Here is a 16,312-nt window from a genome sequence, read left to right on the forward strand (position 1 = left end):
GTGGGCGTCAGCGATGCCGTGGGCGCCCGCGGCGCGGCCGCCGGCCGGCCGCGGCCGCCCGCCCGCCTGGTCAGGCGATGCGGACCATGTCGTGGCTGTGCAGCGCGAGGATCTTCTCCAGCGCGACCGTGTCCTGCTCCCGGATCGCGGCGACGAGGTTGCTGTGCACCTCCAGGTTGTGGTGCCGCAGCTCCTCGCTGCCCTCCACGTACGTCGCCTTCGTGAGCGTGGCGCTGAGGATCGACACGATCGTCTGGTAGAGGCCGACCAGGACCTCGATCCGGGACGCCCGGGCGATGGCCAGGTGCAGGCGCATGTTCGCGGCCAGATAGGCGTGCGGGTCGTCCATTGCCGCCTGCATGTCATGCAGGGCCCATTCCATCGCCCGCACGTCCTCGGGGGAGGCGCGTTGCAGCGCCACCGGCGGGAAGAGCGAGTCCAGGTAGGCGCGTGCCTCGAAGAGATGCTCGGGGTCCACGGTCAGCCCCTGGTGCCACAGGTCGACTCCGCCGAGGCGGACCTGGGGCGGTGGGTTGGCCACGAACACCCCGCCGTTGGGCCCGGGCCTGACCGTGATCAGATCACGTTCGCGCAGGATGCCCAGGGCCTCGTTCATCACCGAGGGGCTGACCTCGAAACTGCTGATCAGTTCGGTGCGCAGCCCGAGCCGGCTGCCGGCGGGCAGCCGCTCGGCGAGAATCCTGGCCTCGATCTCCGCCGCGACCTGCTGCGCGCGAGAACTTCGAGGCGTCGCGTCAGCTGGCATCGTCCGCGCTCCTTACCGGTCCACATCCTACTGGCCCGCGCCCCACTGGCCCGCGCCCGTACGCCGGCCGCCGGCGCCGCGCCGGCCGGCCGTGGCCCGCCCAGAGGCCGGGCGAATAGCCGATCATCATCGAATCCTGTAACAAGATTATGGTGCCTCCTGTCAGCGGACTCCACCGATGGTAGCCGCCTATGAGGGGACGGTCAGAGTTTGCCTATATGATCTTCATATATATGCTTGAAACATGTATGCAGAATAGTTATGGTTGCGACCAGTCGGATGGCAGACCTTGGCGGTCCCGGAGAAGGACTGGTGCCAATTGATCATCTATCGGCCGGCCCCCGAGCGGACGTTCGTGAACGTGCCGTCCTCGCCCGTCGACGACGCCTGCGGCGGGTAGCGCCGTGGCGGGCGAGGCAGCGGCAGCGGGAGAACAGCAGGAGAAGCGGTGACCGGCGGCGCGCCGGCCGGCGCGGGGCTGCCCGGCGCGGGGCTGGTCGACGTGCACACGCACGCCATCGCGCCGTGGCTGCCCGATCTCGCCGGGCGCGACGGCTGGCGAGGCTGGCCCTGCGTCCAGCGGCTCGGTGACACCCGGGCGCGCATCCTCGTCGGCGGGCGGCCGTACCGTGACGTCGACGACCGCTGCTGGTCGGCGCGGCGCCGCCTGGCCGACATGGACGCCGAGGGCGTCGCGGTGCAGGTGCTCTCCCCGATTCCGATCACTTTCTGTCATGACGCCCCGGCCGCCGGTGCCGCGGTCCTCGCGCGGTCGCAGAACGACTTCCTCGCCTCGCTGGTCGCCGAGCGTCCCGAGCGGTTCCGCGCCCTGGGCGCGGTGCCGTTGCAGGACCCCGACGTGGCCGTCGCCGAGCTGCGCCGGTGCGTGCGGGAGCTGGGCTTCCTCGGCGTCGAGATCGGCACCCGGGTCGGCCAGGACGAGCTGGGCGACCCCCGGTTCGACCCGTTCTTCGCCGCCGCCGGGGAGCTCGGCGCCCTGGTGCTGGTGCATCCCGCCGACTCGGTGCTGGATCCGCGGCTGGCCAGGCTCGGGGTGGGCTTCGGCGCCGGCATGCCGTCCGAGACCGGGATCGCGATCGCCGGCCTGCTGGCCGGCGGCGCGCTGGCCCGCCGGCCGGGGCTGCGGCTGTGCCTGGCGCACGGCGGCGGCTGCCTGCCGTGGCTGCTGCCCCGGCTCGACCGGGGCCGGCTCATCAGCGACCCGGCGCTACCAGCGGACCAGTTACCGAGCGCGCTGGCCCGTTCGCTCTACAGCGACTCGCTGACCTATGACGTGGACAGCCTGCTGCTGGCGGTGGCGCGTTTCGGTGCCGAGCACGTCCTGCTCGGCACCGACTATCCCTTCGCGGCACGGGAGAGCCCGGCGGGCGCGGTGCTCGCCGGGCCGCACGAGCGGCTGACCGCCGGCCTGCGGGCCGCCATCGGCCGGCGCAACGCGCTCGGGCTCATCGGCCTGGACAGACGGCTCGTGCCAACGGGCCGTCCGGGCGAACCAGAGGAGTGAGACATGGCGGAGTTTCTCGGGCTCGGGCTGACCCATTACCCGTTACTCGCCGGCACCGACGAGCACATGGCCGGGCTGCTGCGCTGGACGCTGCAGGATCCCGACATCCCCGCGGCGGAGAAGGATCCGGCGTCCTGGCCGGAGCCGATGCGCCGGGAGTGGGCTGACGACCAGGGAGTCGCGGCCGCCGCCGGGCACCGCCGCGAGCTGCGCGCGGGCCTGGCCCGCTGCCGGGCCGCGCTCGACGCCTTCCAGCCGGACCTGCTCGTGGTGTGGGGCGACGACCAGTACGAGAACTTCCGGGAGGAGGTGATACCGCCCTTCTGCGTGCTGGCCTACGACGACACCGAGGTGCACCCGTTCGCGCTGATGAACGAGCGGGGCAGCCCGAACGCCTGGGGCCGGCCGGACGACATGACGTTCACCCTGCGCTCCGACGCCGCCGCGGCCCGGGCGCTCACCGACGACCTGCTCCAGGACGGTTTCGACGTCGCGTACTCCTACCGGAAGCGGGCCGGCGCGCACTTCCCCCACGCGATCGTCAACACCCAGCTGTTCCTGGACTACGACCACGCCGGCACCGAGTTCCCCTACCGGCTGCTGCCGATCACGGTGAACTGCTACGGCCAGCACGCGATCGCCCGCCGGGGCGCGCTGGCCCGGTTCGCCGAGATCCGGGACGAACGGCTGGACCCGGCCGGCCCGTCCCCGGCGCGCTGCTTCGAGCTCGGCCGGGCGGTGGCCCGCGCGCTGCGCGCCGGCGACAAGCGGGTCGCCCTGGTGGCCTCGTCCAGCTGGTCGCACGCGTTCCTCACCGACGCCTCCTGGCACCTGCGCCCCGACACCGCGGCCGACCTGCGGCTGTACGAGGCGTTCGTGCGGGGCGACTACGCGGCGTGGAGCAGCGTCACCGGCGCGCAGATCGTGCGGGCCGGGCAGCACGAGATGCTCAACTGGTTCTGCCTGGCCGGCGCCATGGACGAGCTCGGCATGCCGCTGAGCTGGTCCACCTTCGTGGTCACCGACGTCTTCAACTCCAACAAGTGTTTCGCGATCTTCGAGGGAAAGGCCGGTCTGTGAGCACAACGACGGTCACCGATGAGGTCACCGACGAGGCCGCCGGGCGGACGGTCGACGCCGGCGGCATCCCGACGCACTACCACGACCTCGGCTCCGGGGACCCGGTGCTGCTGCTGCACGGATCCGGGCCCGGGGTCTCGGCGTGGGCGAACTGGCGCCTGACGATCCCCGTGCTGGCCCAGCGGTTCCGGGTGATCGCCCCCGACATCGTCGGGTTCGGCCACACCGGACGGCCCGCCGACATCCACTACTCGCTGGCCACCTGGATCGACCACACCTGGGCGCTGCTGGACGCGCTCGAGCTCGAGCGGGTGTCGGTGGTCGGCAACTCGCTGGGCGGGCGGATCGCGCTGGGGATGGCCTCGCAGCACCCCGAACGGCTGGACCGGATGGTGCTGATGGGTGTCCCCGGCGTGGGGATGACGCCCACCGAGGGCCTGCGCGCGCTGCGGGAGTACGAGCCGTCGCTGGAGAACATGCGCCGGCTGCTGCTCGACTGCTTCGCGGTCGACCCGGCCATCATCACCGACGACCTGGTGCGCATCCGGCACGAGGCCAGCGTCGCACCGGGCGCCTTCGAGGCCTACCGCGACATGTTCTACAGCCCCCGCCACGCCGGCAGCCAGCTCGCCATCGAGGCGGACGAGGTCGTCACCATCACCACCCCGACGCTGCTGGTGCACGGGCGGGAGGACAAGGTCGTCCCGGTCGAGGTCGCCTGGAACATGGCCCGCCTGCTGCCCGACGCCGACCTGGCGGTCTTCGCCCGCTGTGGGCACTGGACGCAGATCGAGCGTCCCGACGACTTCTCCGAGATCGTGCGCCATTTCCTGGCGCGCCCGTCCGCCACCCGTTCATGATCTTTTCGCGGAGATGATCCCGTGACTTCCCTGTCGAGAACATCAGAATTACCGAGAGTGTCGACGGCGCTGCTCGACGCGGCGCCCGCTACCGACAGCCGGTTCCCGCTGGTCGACGAGGACACCGGCCGGCACCGGTTCCGCGTCCACCGCTCGACGATGACCTCGCCGGAGGTGTTCCGCGCGGAGCTGGACCGGGTGTTCAGCCACTCGTGGCTCTACGTCGGCCACGAGTCCGAGGTGTCCAGGCCGGGCGACTACGTCCGCCGGCCGGTCGGCGGCCGGCCGGTGTTCATGGTCCGCGGGGCGAAGAGCGGCCGGATAAACGTCTTCCACAACACCTGCACCCACCGGGGCGCGGTGGTCTGCCGGCAGCCGGCCGGCAACGCCAAGGCGTTCTCGTGCTTCTACCACGCCTGGACCTTCGACTCCGAGGGACGCCTGATGGGGATCCCCGACCGGGACGCGTACGGCGGGGAGCTCGATCTGGCCGCGCTGTCCCTCAGGCCGGTGGCCCGGGTGGAAAGCTACCGGGGGTTCGTGTTCGCCAGCTTCGACCCGGAGATCCAGGACCTGGTCAGCTACCTTGCCGGCGCGGTCGAGTACCTGGACCTGGTGATCGACTCCGCCGACGGGGAAATGGAGATCATCAAGGGGACCAACGAGTACTGCATCGAGGCGAACTGGAAGCTGCTCGCCGAGAACAGCATCGACGGCTACCACGCCGTCTCCACCCATGACACCTACTTCAAGTACCTGCTGGCGCTGGGCACCGACCTCGCCGGCGGGGTGGACGGCACCTCCTACGACCTGGGCAACGGGCACGCCGTCCTGGAGTACCGGGCACCCTGGGGGCGGCCGATCGCCAAGTGGGAGCCGCTGTTCGGCGAGGACTCCCGGGAGGAGATCGCCCGCATGCGCGCCGACCTGGTCTCCCGGCACGGCGAGGCACGCGGCAGCCGGATGGCCGACACCAACCGCAACCTGCTGATCTACCCGAACCTGGTCGTCAACGACATCATGGCGGTCACGGTGCGTACCTTCATGCCGCTGGCGCCCAACCGGATGGACGTCACCGCCTGGGAACTCGCGCCCCGCGACGAGCTCGCCCAGCTGCGCCAGCGCCGGCTCGACAGCTTCCTGACCTTCCTCGGCCCGGCCGGCTTCGCCACCCCGGACGACCTGGAGGCGCTGGAGTCCTGCCAGCAGGGGTTCAGCAGCGGCGGCGTGGAGTGGAACGACATCTCCCGCGGGATGGCCCGCACCCCCGCGGCCAACGACGAGGCGCAGATGCGCGCCTTCTGGCGGCGCTGGAGCCAGCAGATGGGCACGGCCGGCTACGGCGGCGGAGCGGGAGCGTCCCGATGACCACGACCACAGGTGCCCCGGCCGCCCCGGCCGTCCAGCCGGCCCCGATCATCCGGCTGTCCCAGCCCGACGTGGTCCTCGGCCTGGACGCGCTCGGCCGGTCGCAGGTCGAGGACTTCCTCTGCCTGGAGGCCGAGCTGCTCGACGCCTGGGATCTCGACACCTGGCTCACGCTGTTCGCGCCCGAGGCGTCCTACGTCGTCCCGTGCAACGACAGCCCGGACGGCGACCCCGCCCGGGACCTCGTCCTCGTCGACGACAACGCGCTGCGCCTGCGGCTGCGGGTGGAGCGTCTCAACAGCCGCCGGGCGCACCGCGAGTACCCGCACTCGCGCACGAACCACCAGTTCAGCAACGTCGTGGTGGGTGTGCGGGAGGGCGACGAGCTGCCGGTCGTGGCGTCCTTCACGGTGTGGCGGTTCCGCAACGGCAAGGCGTCGTACTACGTGGGGAAGTACCACTACCGGTTCGTCGCGATCGACGGGCGGCTGCGGATCCGGTCCAAGCGCGTGGTCCTGGACATGACCACCCTGCGCCCGGCCGGCGATCTTGCGATCATCCTGTGACCACCCCGCTGCGGGGCCGCACGGCGGTGATCACCGGCGGGGCGACCGGGATCGGGCTGGGGATCACCCGCCGGCTGCTCGCCGACGGGGCCCGCGTGCTGGTCGCCGCCCTGCACCCCGAGGAGCTCAAGCGCGCCTACGGCGAGCTGGGTGACCACCGCACCGGTGTGGACCTGGCCGGGCACGTCGCGGACCTGTCCCGGCCGGGCGCGGGCGAGGACCTGCTGCGGGCGGCGGTCGACGCCTTCGGTGGCGTCGACATCCTGGTCAACAACGCCGGCGGCGGGGTGATCAGGCCGACGCTGGAGCACACCGAGCAGACCCTGCGGGCGACGATCGAGAACAACCTGTGGACGGTGCTGCGCTGCACGCTGGCGGTGCTGCCGCACATGGCCGCCCGAGGGTACGGCCGGATCGTCAGCATCGGCGCCGAGTCGGTGCGCAACGGGCTGGTGGACCATGCCGTGTACAACGCCGCCAAGGGCGGGGTGCACGCCCTGACCACCGGCCTGGCGCGTGAGTTCGCCACCGCCGGGATCACCGTCAACGTCGTCGCCCCGTCCTACGTGCGCACCCCGGAGCTTGACGCGGGCCTGCGCGCGGGCACGCTGCCGGACCGGCTGCTGCACGTCATCGACCGCGCCGTCGAGCTGATCCCGCTGCACCGGCCCGGCAGCGTGGAGGACGTCGCCGCGGCCGTGGCCTACCTGGCCCGGGAGGACGCGGGGTTCGTCACCGGCCAGGTCCTCAGCGTCAACGGTGGCAGCAGCATGGGCTGACCGCGGCCGCTCCGGCGGCCAGGAAGCTCCGGACAGGAAGATCTTCAGGACGGGAAGCTTCAGCACCTCGGGAGTACGTGTCACCATGACGAGCTCATCCACATCCACCAGCGCTGTGCCCGCCGGCGCCGTGCCCGGCCTGGAGCGGTACCGGCAGGCAGCCGACCGGCTGACGGCGGCGGCCCGGCAGCGCCGGCCCTGCCCGCCCGTGCGGGACCTGCTGGGCGCGTCGGACATCGCCGCCGCGTACGCGGTGCAGCAGCTGCTCACCAAGGCGGCGGTGGGAGCCCACCGCCGCCTCGTCGGGCACAAGATCGGGCTGACCTCCCCCGCCGTCCAGCGACAGCTCGGCGTCGACCAGCCCGACAACGGCGTGCTCTTCGCCGACATGGCCAGGGCCGAGGACACCCCGATCGACCCGGCGGACCTGCTCCAGCCGCGGATCGAGGCCGAGGTGGCGTTCGTCCTCGGCGCCGGCCTCGACCAGCCCGATCTTGATCTTGGGACGGCGCGGGCCGCGGTGGCCCAGGTCCTGCCGGCGCTGGAGATCGTCGACAGCAGGATCGCGAACTGGGACATCAGCATCGTCGACACGGTCGCGGACAACGCCTCCTGCGGCCTGTTCGTCCTCGGCGCCCACCGCCAGCCGCTCGGCGACCTGGACCTGACCACCCTGACCATGGCCATGACCGCCGACGGGCAGGTGGTCTCCGAAGGCGTCGGCGCGGCCTGCCTCGGCGACCCGTGCCAGGCGCTGCTGTGGCTGGCACGCACCGCCCGGGAGCTCGGATCCCCGCTGCGCGCGGGCGATCTGGTCCTCTCCGGCGCGCTCGGCCCGATGGTCCCCGTGACGCCCGGCAGCACCTACCGGGCGACCATCGCCGGGCTCGGCACCGTCACCGCATCCTTCCGGAAGGATCTGCCATGAGCACCAAGGTCGCGGTCATCGGCTCAGGGAACATCGGCACCGATCTGATGATCAAAGTCATGCGGCTATCGTCCACTCTGGAGATGGCTGCCATGGTGGGCATCGACCCGGACTCCGACGGGCTGGCCCGCGCGGCCCGGCTGAAGGTGCCGACCACGGCGGACGGTGTCAAGGGCCTGATCGACCTGCCGGGCTTCGACGAGATCGGCGTCGTGTTCGACGCGACCTCGGCAAAGGCCCACCTGGCGAACGCGCGCGCGCTGGCCGGGTACGGCAAGCGGCTGGTGGACCTGACCCCCGCCGCGATCGGGCCGTACGTCGTCCCGGCGGTCAACCTCACCCAGCACCTCGACGCGCCCAACGTGAACATGGTGACCTGCGGTGGGCAGGCCACCATCCCGATGATCGCCGCGGTGTCCCGGGTGACCCGCGTCCGCTACGGGGAGATCGTGGCGTCGATCGCCTCGAAGTCGGCCGGCCCGGGCACCCGCGCGAACATCGACGAGTTCACCGAGACCACCGCGCGCGCCATCGAGGTCGTCGGCGGCGCGGACGTCGGGAAGGCGATCATCATCCTCAACCCGGCCGAGCCGCCCATGATCATGCGCGACACCGTGCTGTGCCTGGCGGACGACGCCGATCCCGGCGACATCCGCGCCAGCATCGCCGCCATGGCCGCCGAGGTGGCCCGCTACGTGCCCGGATACCGGCTCAAGCAGCAGGTCCAGATCGCCCCGGTCGACCCGGACGAGCCGCTGCGGACCCTGGTCGGCGACGCCGGCCCGCGGCCGGTCTGGAAGGTGTCGGTCTTCCTGGAGGTCGAGGGAGCCGCCCACTACCTGCCGGCGTACGCCGGGAACCTCGACATCATGACCTCGGCCGCGCTACAAACCGCTGAACGACTGGCCGCCGCGGGGCCACCGGCCGTCGCGTGGCCCGCGGCGGCGGGGGAGCCGGTAGCGTCACCGTCGGTGACACCGGCAGCGTCACCGGCGGTGACACCGGCGCTGTCAGCCGTCCCAGCCAGCTCGGAGGTGGCCCTGTGACCCCGCCCAGGCTCTACATTCAGGACGTGACCCTGCGGGACGGCATGCACGCCATCCGTCATCGCCTCGCCCCGGAGCGGGTACGCACGATCGCCGCCGCGCTGGACGCCGCCGGCGTGGACGCCATCGAGGTCGCCCACGGTGACGGCCTGGCCGGCGCCAGCCTGACCTACGGGCCGGGCAGCAACAGCGACTGGGAGTGGATCTCCGAGGCCGCCGAGGTGATCACCAACGCCGTGCTCACCACCCTCCTGCTGCCGGGGATCGGCACCATCCACCATCTTGAACGGGCCTTCGACCTCGGCGTCAGGTCCGTGCGGGTGGCCACGCACGCCACCGAGGCCGACATCAGCCCGCAGCACATCACCCGGGCCCGTGAGCTCGGCATGGACGTCTCCGGCTTCCTGATGATGAGCCACCTGGCGCCCCCGGCCGAGCTGGCGCGGCAGGCGAAGATCATGGAGGACGCCGGCGCGCACTGCGTGTACGTGACCGACTCCGGCGGGCGCCTGACGATGGGCGACGTCCGCGACCGGGTCCGCGCCTACCGGGACGTCCTCGACCCGGCCACCCAGATCGGTGTGCACGCCCACGAGAACCTGTCGCTGTCCGTGGCCAACTCGGTGGTGGCCGTCGAGGAAGGCGTCACCCGGGTCGACGCGTCGCTCGCCGGCCAGGGCGCCGGCGCCGGCAACTGCCCGATCGAGGCGTTCATCGCGGTGGCGAACCTGCTGGGCTGGCAGCACGGCTGCGACCTGTTCGCGCTCCAGGACGCCGCCGACGACATCGTCCGCCCACTGCAGGACCGGCCGGTGCGGGTGGACCGGGAGACGCTGGCCCTCGGCTACGCCGGCGTCTATTCCAGCTTCCTGCGGCACGCCGAGCGGGCGGCCCGCGAGCACGGGCTGGACACCCGCGACATCCTGGTGGAGGTGGGCCGCCGCGGCCTCGTCGGCGGCCAGGAGGACATGATCATAGACGTCGCGCTCGACCTCGTCGCGGCCGGCGCCGCCCGGGGCGGCGCGGTTCCCACCGGCGTTGGCGGCAACGACGCCGTCCTGGCCGGCGCTGTCGGCGGTGGCGCCGTTCCCGCCGGCGCTGTCGAAGCCGGGCGGCCCGGGTGAGCGCGGCGGCACCGGCTGCCGCGCACCGGCCGCCGGTCGTACGGATACTGGTCGTACAGTCGCTGACCGCACAGCTGAGGGCCGCGCAGCCGGGAGTCCCACCGCTCACGGAGTTACCACTCAGGGAGGACAGTTGACATCGCAGACGCCGGGTGCAGGTGGTCTGGCCGCGTTCCGCGCGGCACGGGACTTCCTGCTCGCCCACCGGGAGGACTACGACAGCGCGTACGCCGGGTTCCACTGGCCGGAGCTGACGGAGTTCAACTGGGCGTTGGAGTGGTTCGACCATCTCGGCGCCGACCCGGACAGCTCCGGCCGGACCGCGTTATGGATCGTCGAACAGGACGGCTCGGAGCGGCGTCAGACCTTCGCGCAGCTCTCCGCCCGCTCGAACCAGGTGGCCAACTGGCTGCGCGGGCGGGGCGTGACGCGTGGTGACCGTATCGTGCTCATGCTGGGCAACCAGGTCGAGCTGTGGGAGACGCTGCTCGCGGCGGCAAAGCTCGGCGCGGTCGTCATCCCGGCGACCACGCTGCTCGCGCCCGCCGACCTGCGGGACCGGATCACCCGTGGCCAGGCCCGCTACGTCGTCGTCGGCACGGCCGACACCGACAAGTTCGCCGACGTGCCCGGCGAGTACGACCGGATCGCGGTCGGAGCGCCGGTGGCAGGCTGGGCCTCCTACGCCGACGCGGCCCAGGCGCCCGCCGCGTTCGTCCCGGACGGTGTGACCCGGGCCAGCGACCCGTTGCTGCTCTACTTCACCTCGGGCACCACCGCGGCCCCGAAGCTCGTCGAGCACACCCACGCCTCCTACCCGGCCGGGCATCTGTCGACGATGTACTGGATCGGGCTCACCCCCGGTGACGTGCACCTGAACATCTCCTCGCCGGGCTGGGCCAAGCACGCGTGGAGCAACGTCTTCGCTCCCTGGAACGCCGGGGCCACCGTGCTGATCTACAACTACAGCCGGTTCGACGCCGCCGCGCTGCTGGCGCAGATCGACCGGTGCGGGGTGGACAGCTTCTGCGCGCCCCCGACGGTGTGGCGGATGCTGATCCAGGCCGACCTCACGGCGGTGCGCAACCCGCCGCACAAGATCGTCGGCGCGGGTGAGCCGCTCAACCCCGAGGTCATCGAGCAGGTGGAGAAGGCCTGGGGGGTGCGCATCCGGGACGGCTTCGGGCAGACCGAGACCACCGTGCAGATCGCCAACTCACCGGGCCAGCTCGTCAAGCCGGGCTCCATGGGACGGCCCTCGCCCGGGTACCGCGTCACGCTGGTCGACGTCACCACCGGGAAGCCGGCGGAGGAAGGTGAGATCTGCCTGGACCTCGCCCAGCGCCCGCTGGGGCTGATGGTCGGCTACCGCGACGACGCCGTGCGCAACGCCGAGGCGATGGCGGGTGGCTACTACCACACCGGTGACGTGGCCTCGCGGGACGCCGACGGCTACATCACCTACATCGGCCGCGCGGACGACGTGTTCAAGGCGTCGGACTACCGGATCTCGCCGTTCGAGCTGGAGAGCGTGCTGATCGAGCATCCCGCCGTCGCCGAGGCCGCCGTCGTCCCGTCGCCGGACGCGATCCGGCTGGCGGTCCCGAAGGCGTACGTGGTGCTCGCTGACGGTCACGCGCCCGACCGGGACACCGCGCTGTCGATCCTGCGCCACGCCCGCCAGCAGCTCGCGCCGTACAAGCGGATACGCCGCCTCGAGTTCGCCGAGCTGCCCAAGACGATATCCGGCAAGATCCGGCGGGTGGAGCTTCGCCGCCGGGAGGAGGAACTGCACCCGCTCGGCGCCGCCGTGGACACCGCGGGCGGTGCGGCGGCTTTCCGTGAATACCTCGACGAGGAGTTTCCGGAGCTGCGGGGGTGACGTTGTTCCCGGAACGGCGGGAACGGTCCTGCCCGGGCCCGCCGTTCCGGGGCACGCCGGTAACGGCGCGCCGGGAGCAGGCGTCCGATTGTTTCAGCTGTGCCAGTGGGATTTCTTCCCGGAGGAGCCGGTGGGTTCCGGCTGACGACGCTGCATCGTGTTCAGATAGCAGGATACCGCCTCCGCCCGGTTGGTGGCCCCGAGCTTGCGCAGGATGTGTTTCACATGCACCTTGACGGTGCCCTCGGAAACCATCAGGCGGGTGGCGATCCGCGCGTTGGTGGCACCGTCGGCCATATGCCGCAGAACTTCGATCTCCCGGCGGGTCAGGGGTGAGTCCACAACGTCTTCGATCGCTCTGGCCAGCACGTTCGTCCCGATATCCCGGACGGGCTCGACAGGCGCGCCGGGGAGTTTCAGGGAGCCGGGGGGTTTCAGGGAGACGTCGTCCTCCGTGAAGGAGGCCATCAGGTCGGAGATGCCCGCCGTATAGGTGCACAGCTGGTCGCGCAGGGCCAGCATCCGGTCGGCGAACACGGCGCGCTCGATCGCGTAGCCCAGGCCCTCCATGAACAGGCCGATGGCCTCGCGGTCCAGGGTGTCCACGTGCCGCTGGTCGGTGTATGCGTCGGCGTGCATGAAGCCGATCACCGTCGACATCGACACGATCGGTGCGGCGACGTAGGAACGCGAGCCGGTAACGATCTTTAACAGGGGATGTACCTGCGGGTTCGCCTGGGCATCCTTGATCAGGATGGGCTGCCGCCGGTGGACCATGCCGGTCTCCAGCACCTGCTGGTCGAGCAGGACGGGGTCCGTGCTGCCGGCCTTCACCATCAGCGCGGCAAGACCCGGGTCGCCGCGGACATAGGCCGACCTCGCCACCCAGCGGGAGTTCTGGATCTGGGACAGCAGGGCGCGGCCGAAACCGAGTTTCTCGACTTCGGCGGGCGCCCTGGTGATCAGGTCCTGGACCGTGGAGAGGTCCCGCAGCCGGCTCAGGGTATTGCGTACGTCGGCCAGCGTCGACGTACGCTGGGCCAGCATCGCGTCACGCAGGGATATGCGGGCCTGACCGAGCCGGGTGAGTGCCGCGATCAGTTCCGCATGCGTCTCCGCGCCGATCCGCTCCACGCCGGCGGCGAGCCGTTCGGTAATGGCGTCCTGGGCCGCCGCCAGGGTCATCTCCGCGGTATGTGGATCCAGCGGGGTGATGCTCAGCGGCGCACAGTCCCAACCGGTCAGCCTGGCAACCAGCTGGAGAATGGAACGCGCGCGTTCGAGTTCTCTGCGCGGCAGTTCGGGACGGCGGGAGAACCAGCCCTCGCCCCGCGCCGGGTACGGGCGCCCGCCGCCATCACCGGCGTTGGTCGTGGGCATGATGGCCTCCGTTTCCTCGTCATCGAGAGCCGTCCGGAACTCGAATCGCGGTCGGTGCCGCCGGGGCGACATGCGGGCCGGTCCGCCTGACGCGGAAAGGCGTTGCTGGTCCAAGAGGCATTGCTGGTCCAAGATTGAACAGTAGGACGACGGCGCGCTCCGGGCCAGCGCGCGCCGGGTTCCAAGAGGGTTCTGAAGGGATTCCGCGAGGCCCGCTCCGGTGCTTGGTCGTCAGCGTACATCCGTTTGGTGCGGGGCCCGGTGTGGCTGCCGGGCATGCCCCGCCGGCGGCCGGTTCCGGTTCTCGTTGGACGCTGGGTTCTCACGTTCCGTAATGATCTGGACCGGCTCGGCGGAGGCCCGCCGTGCCGGCGCCCGCCGTGCCACCGTACCGGCGCGTCCCGCGGGCCCGAGGCCGTGACCATCGGTACAGGGCGCTGACTCGTTGCCGGTCGGTCCTGGCTGGGTCATGATGCTGAAAGGCCGCATGTGGCGATCTTGCGGATGTTGTGGTGTAACCGGACTGGGCACCGGTGCCCCCGATCCGGTCGGGATGCCGGTGTCCCACTGTCGGCGGCCGTGTCCCGGCGGCGGCGTCGGTGACGCGGCATCACCGGCGTGCACCTGCCGGTAGCAGGCTGTGCGCGATCGTGGCAAGGAGATCGTCTTTTGTGGCGGCGTGCTGGTGCGGCGTCGTCCTGGGCATGGGACAGGCACAGCGGCCAACGCGATCGTAGCTGTCGCGTTCCGCGCCTTATTTTAAGGCGGAATAAAATGATCTCTTTCGAGTTCTCCGAAGAGCAGGAGGACTTTCGGCGTGCGCTCGTCCAGTTCACTGAGGATGTACTGCTGCCCGGCTATCGGGACCGGGCGGCCCGGACGGATTACCCGTTCGGCATCCAGCGTCAGCTCGCCGATCTCGGTGTGCTCGGTATCGGCCTGCCCGAGCAGTTCGGCGGCACCGGCATCGAGGATCCGATCACGCTCGGGCTGGCCGCGGAGACACTGGCCTACGGCGACGTGAACATCGCGTCCGCGCCGGTGCAGGTCGGGCTCGTGGGGTCACAGCTGGCGCACGGCAGCGTGGCCGTGCAGAAGGAGTACCTGCCACGGCTGATCGCCGGTGAGATCACGGTGGCGATCGCGCTCACCGAGCCCGGCTCCGGATCCGACGCGGGCGCGCTGCGCACGGTCGCCGAGCCGGTGGCCGGCGGCTGGCGGCTGCGTGGCGAGAAGACCGCGATCTCGTGGGCCTGCAACGCCACCGCGGCGCTGATCTACGCCCGCGAGCCGGGGTCCGCGCGTTCGCAGGGGGTGAGCTGCTTCGTCGTCCCGACCGACGCCCCGGGTGTGACCGTCAGCCACCTGCCGGGGATGGGCTGCCTGCCGCTGGGCTGGGGGTCGATCCACCTCGACGAGGTGTTCGTGCCGACGGAGAACCTCATCGGTGAGTACGGCCGGGGCTTCCACAGCGTCATGAACCACTTTGATTTCAGCCGTGCCGCGCTGGGCCTGATGTGTCTCGGCGCGGCCCGGGCCAGCCTCGACGAAGCCGCTGACTACGCCCTGCAGCGGGAGGCCTTCGGCCGTCCGATCGCCGAGTACCAGGGCGTATCTTTTCTTCTTGCCGAGCAGGCAACCTATCTGGAGGCCGCCCGGTGGCTGTGCTACCGGGCGTTGTGGCTGCGCCATGCCGGCCGGCCGCACACCGCGCATGCCTCCATGAGCAAGTGGTGGCCGCCGATTGTCGCCAAGAACGCGATCGAGGCGGCGATGAAGATCTACGGAAATCTCGGCTACGCGACCGAGTTCCCGCTGCAGCAGAGATTCCGCGACGTCATGGCCTATCTGGTCGCGGACGGCACGGCGGAGATCCAGAAGCGCATTATCGCCAAGGACGTTCTGGGTGGGAGGCACAGGAATTGATCACAGTGGGGCTGGACGTGCACGAGTCGATTCTCTCGACGAGCCCGCGGCAGCGGCGTGATCTGCTCGGTCGTGCCCAGGCCGCGGGGCTCGACCACGTGGTCGTCGCCGACCACGTCAGCTTCTACGGCGGCCGGGGCTTCGACGGGCTGGTGTCCGCCACCGCCGCCCTGACCAGCAACGACGATCTGCCCGTGCTGCTGGGCGTCTACCAGCTCGCGCTGCGGCACCCGATGACCGTCGCCCGCCAGCTCGCCTCGGTCTCCCAGCTGGCGCCGGGCCGGCTGATCCTGGGGGTCGGCGTGGGCGGGGAGGACCGCTCCGAGCCGCTCAACTGCGGCGTCGACCCGTCGACCCGGGGGCGCCGCCTCGACGAGAGCCTGCGCGTGCTGCGCGCGCTGGCCTCGGGCGAGGCGGTCGACCACAGCGGGGAGTTCTTCGAGCTCAAGGACGCACGGGTGCTGCCGGCCCCGCAGCCCAGGATCCCGATCGTGATCGGCGGCTCGTCGGCGGCCGCGGTACGGCGGACCGTACGCTTCGGTGACGGCTGGCTGGGGATCTTCTGCTCCGCCCGGCGCTTCGCCGCGACCCGCGAGCAGATCGCCGAGGTGGCCCAGCAGGAGGGCAGGCCGCTGCCGTCCTGGTACGGGCTGAACCTGTGGTGCGGGATCGACGCCCAGGCGAGCAGGGCCAGACAGCTGGTGGCCGAGCGGATGGAGCGGCTCTACCACCTGCCCTACGAGAAGTTCGAGCGGCTGGCGCCCGCCGGCACGCCGCAGCAGGTCGGGGAGTGGCTGCTGCCCTATCTGGAGGCCGGCTGCGAGCACCTCACGCTGGTGGCGACCAGCACGAGCTGGGAGGCCGGCGTCGAGCACACGGCCGAGGTGAAGCGCTACCTGCTCGAGCACGCGCCGGCCTGATCCGCCCTGGGCGCGCCCGGCCCTCGTTCCGCTCCGGGCGCGCCCGCGGGAGGCCCGGATGTTCTTACCGGCCGACATCAACAAACTATCAACGCGAAACACCGGCCGAACAAGCAGCGTACGATCATGCTTTCCGCGCGTTCTCCCAGCTCCCGGGGAACC

At 71.2% G+C, this 16,312-nt stretch carries 14 protein-coding genes; 12 read left to right on the top strand and 2 right to left on the bottom strand.

What is annotated here, in order from left to right; genetic code table 11:
• Positions 1–70 precede the first annotated feature (70 nt).
• Positions 71–766 (bottom strand): FCD domain-containing protein, encoded by a 696-nt coding sequence (locus tag NBX02_RS09755; protein WP_250286859.1) that lies wholly within the window; start codon positions 764–766, stop codon positions 71–73.
• A 448-nt stretch (positions 767–1,214) separates the two neighbouring features.
• Here NBX02_RS09755 and NBX02_RS09760 point away from each other — a divergent pair, with 448 nt between their 5' ends.
• From NBX02_RS09760 to NBX02_RS09805, 10 genes are all read left to right on the top strand, one after another.
• The gene (locus NBX02_RS09760; RefSeq protein WP_250286861.1) at positions 1,215–2,291 is read left to right on the top strand and encodes an amidohydrolase family protein; all 1,077 of its coding nucleotides are present in this window, start codon (positions 1,215–1,217) and stop codon (positions 2,289–2,291) included.
• Positions 2,292–2,294: 3 nt separating this feature from the next.
• Positions 2,295–3,371 (top strand): DODA-type extradiol aromatic ring-opening family dioxygenase, encoded by a 1,077-nt coding sequence (locus NBX02_RS09765; protein ID WP_250286863.1) that lies wholly within the window; start codon positions 2,295–2,297, stop codon positions 3,369–3,371.
• Positions 3,368–4,231, top strand: a complete 864-nt coding sequence (locus NBX02_RS09770) for an alpha/beta fold hydrolase (protein WP_250291025.1) — start codon at positions 3,368–3,370, stop codon at positions 4,229–4,231. The genes NBX02_RS09765 and NBX02_RS09770 overlap by 4 nt, the downstream gene beginning before the upstream one ends.
• Before the next feature lie 159 nt (positions 4,232–4,390).
• On the top strand, positions 4,391–5,599 hold the full coding sequence (locus tag NBX02_RS09775) for an aromatic ring-hydroxylating oxygenase subunit alpha (RefSeq protein ID WP_445548347.1): 1,209 nt from the start codon (positions 4,391–4,393) through the stop codon (positions 5,597–5,599).
• Entirely contained in the window at positions 5,596–6,165 is a 570-nt protein-coding gene (locus NBX02_RS09780; RefSeq protein ID WP_250291027.1) for an aromatic-ring-hydroxylating dioxygenase subunit beta, read from the top strand. The genes NBX02_RS09775 and NBX02_RS09780 overlap by 4 nt, the downstream gene beginning before the upstream one ends.
• Complete coding sequence (locus tag NBX02_RS09785) at positions 6,162–6,944, top strand: SDR family oxidoreductase (protein ID WP_250291028.1); 783 nt, start codon at positions 6,162–6,164, stop codon at positions 6,942–6,944. The genes NBX02_RS09780 and NBX02_RS09785 overlap by 4 nt, the downstream gene beginning before the upstream one ends.
• Positions 6,945–7,029: 85 nt before the next feature.
• On the top strand, positions 7,030–7,872 hold the full coding sequence (locus NBX02_RS09790) for a fumarylacetoacetate hydrolase family protein (RefSeq protein ID WP_250291034.1): 843 nt from the start codon (positions 7,030–7,032) through the stop codon (positions 7,870–7,872).
• On the top strand, positions 7,869–8,918 hold the full coding sequence (locus NBX02_RS09795) for an acetaldehyde dehydrogenase (acetylating) (protein ID WP_250283945.1): 1,050 nt from the start codon (positions 7,869–7,871) through the stop codon (positions 8,916–8,918). The genes NBX02_RS09790 and NBX02_RS09795 overlap by 4 nt, the downstream gene beginning before the upstream one ends.
• On the top strand, positions 8,915–10,042 hold the full coding sequence (dmpG, locus tag NBX02_RS09800) for a 4-hydroxy-2-oxovalerate aldolase (protein WP_250283943.1): 1,128 nt from the start codon (positions 8,915–8,917) through the stop codon (positions 10,040–10,042). Before NBX02_RS09795 ends, dmpG begins: the two co-directional genes overlap by 4 nt.
• Before the next feature lie 133 nt (positions 10,043–10,175).
• Complete coding sequence (locus NBX02_RS09805; RefSeq protein WP_250283941.1) at positions 10,176–11,924, top strand: AMP-binding protein; 1,749 nt, start codon at positions 10,176–10,178, stop codon at positions 11,922–11,924.
• A 93-nt stretch (positions 11,925–12,017) separates the two neighbouring features.
• Here the strand turns inward: NBX02_RS09805 and NBX02_RS09810 are convergent, their stop codons facing one another.
• Entirely contained in the window at positions 12,018–13,304 is a 1,287-nt protein-coding gene (locus tag NBX02_RS09810) for a LuxR C-terminal-related transcriptional regulator (RefSeq protein WP_250283938.1), read from the bottom strand.
• Positions 13,305–14,078: 774 nt separating this feature from the next.
• On the opposite strand from NBX02_RS09810, the gene NBX02_RS09815 reads away from it, so the two are divergent.
• Both NBX02_RS09815 and NBX02_RS09820 read left to right on the top strand, forming a co-directional pair.
• Complete coding sequence (locus tag NBX02_RS09815; protein ID WP_250283936.1) at positions 14,079–15,230, top strand: acyl-CoA dehydrogenase family protein; 1,152 nt, start codon at positions 14,079–14,081, stop codon at positions 15,228–15,230.
• Positions 15,227–16,150: an LLM class flavin-dependent oxidoreductase gene (locus NBX02_RS09820; protein WP_445548346.1), complete on the top strand. Its 924-nt coding sequence runs from the start codon at positions 15,227–15,229 to the stop codon at positions 16,148–16,150. The genes NBX02_RS09815 and NBX02_RS09820 overlap by 4 nt, the downstream gene beginning before the upstream one ends.
• Positions 16,151–16,312: the final 162 nt, after the last annotated feature.

Origin of the sequence: Protofrankia sp. CiP1_Cm_nod1, assembly GCF_920888515.1 — a bacterium.
Lineage (GTDB): Bacteria > Actinomycetota > Actinomycetes > Frankiales > Frankiaceae > Protofrankia.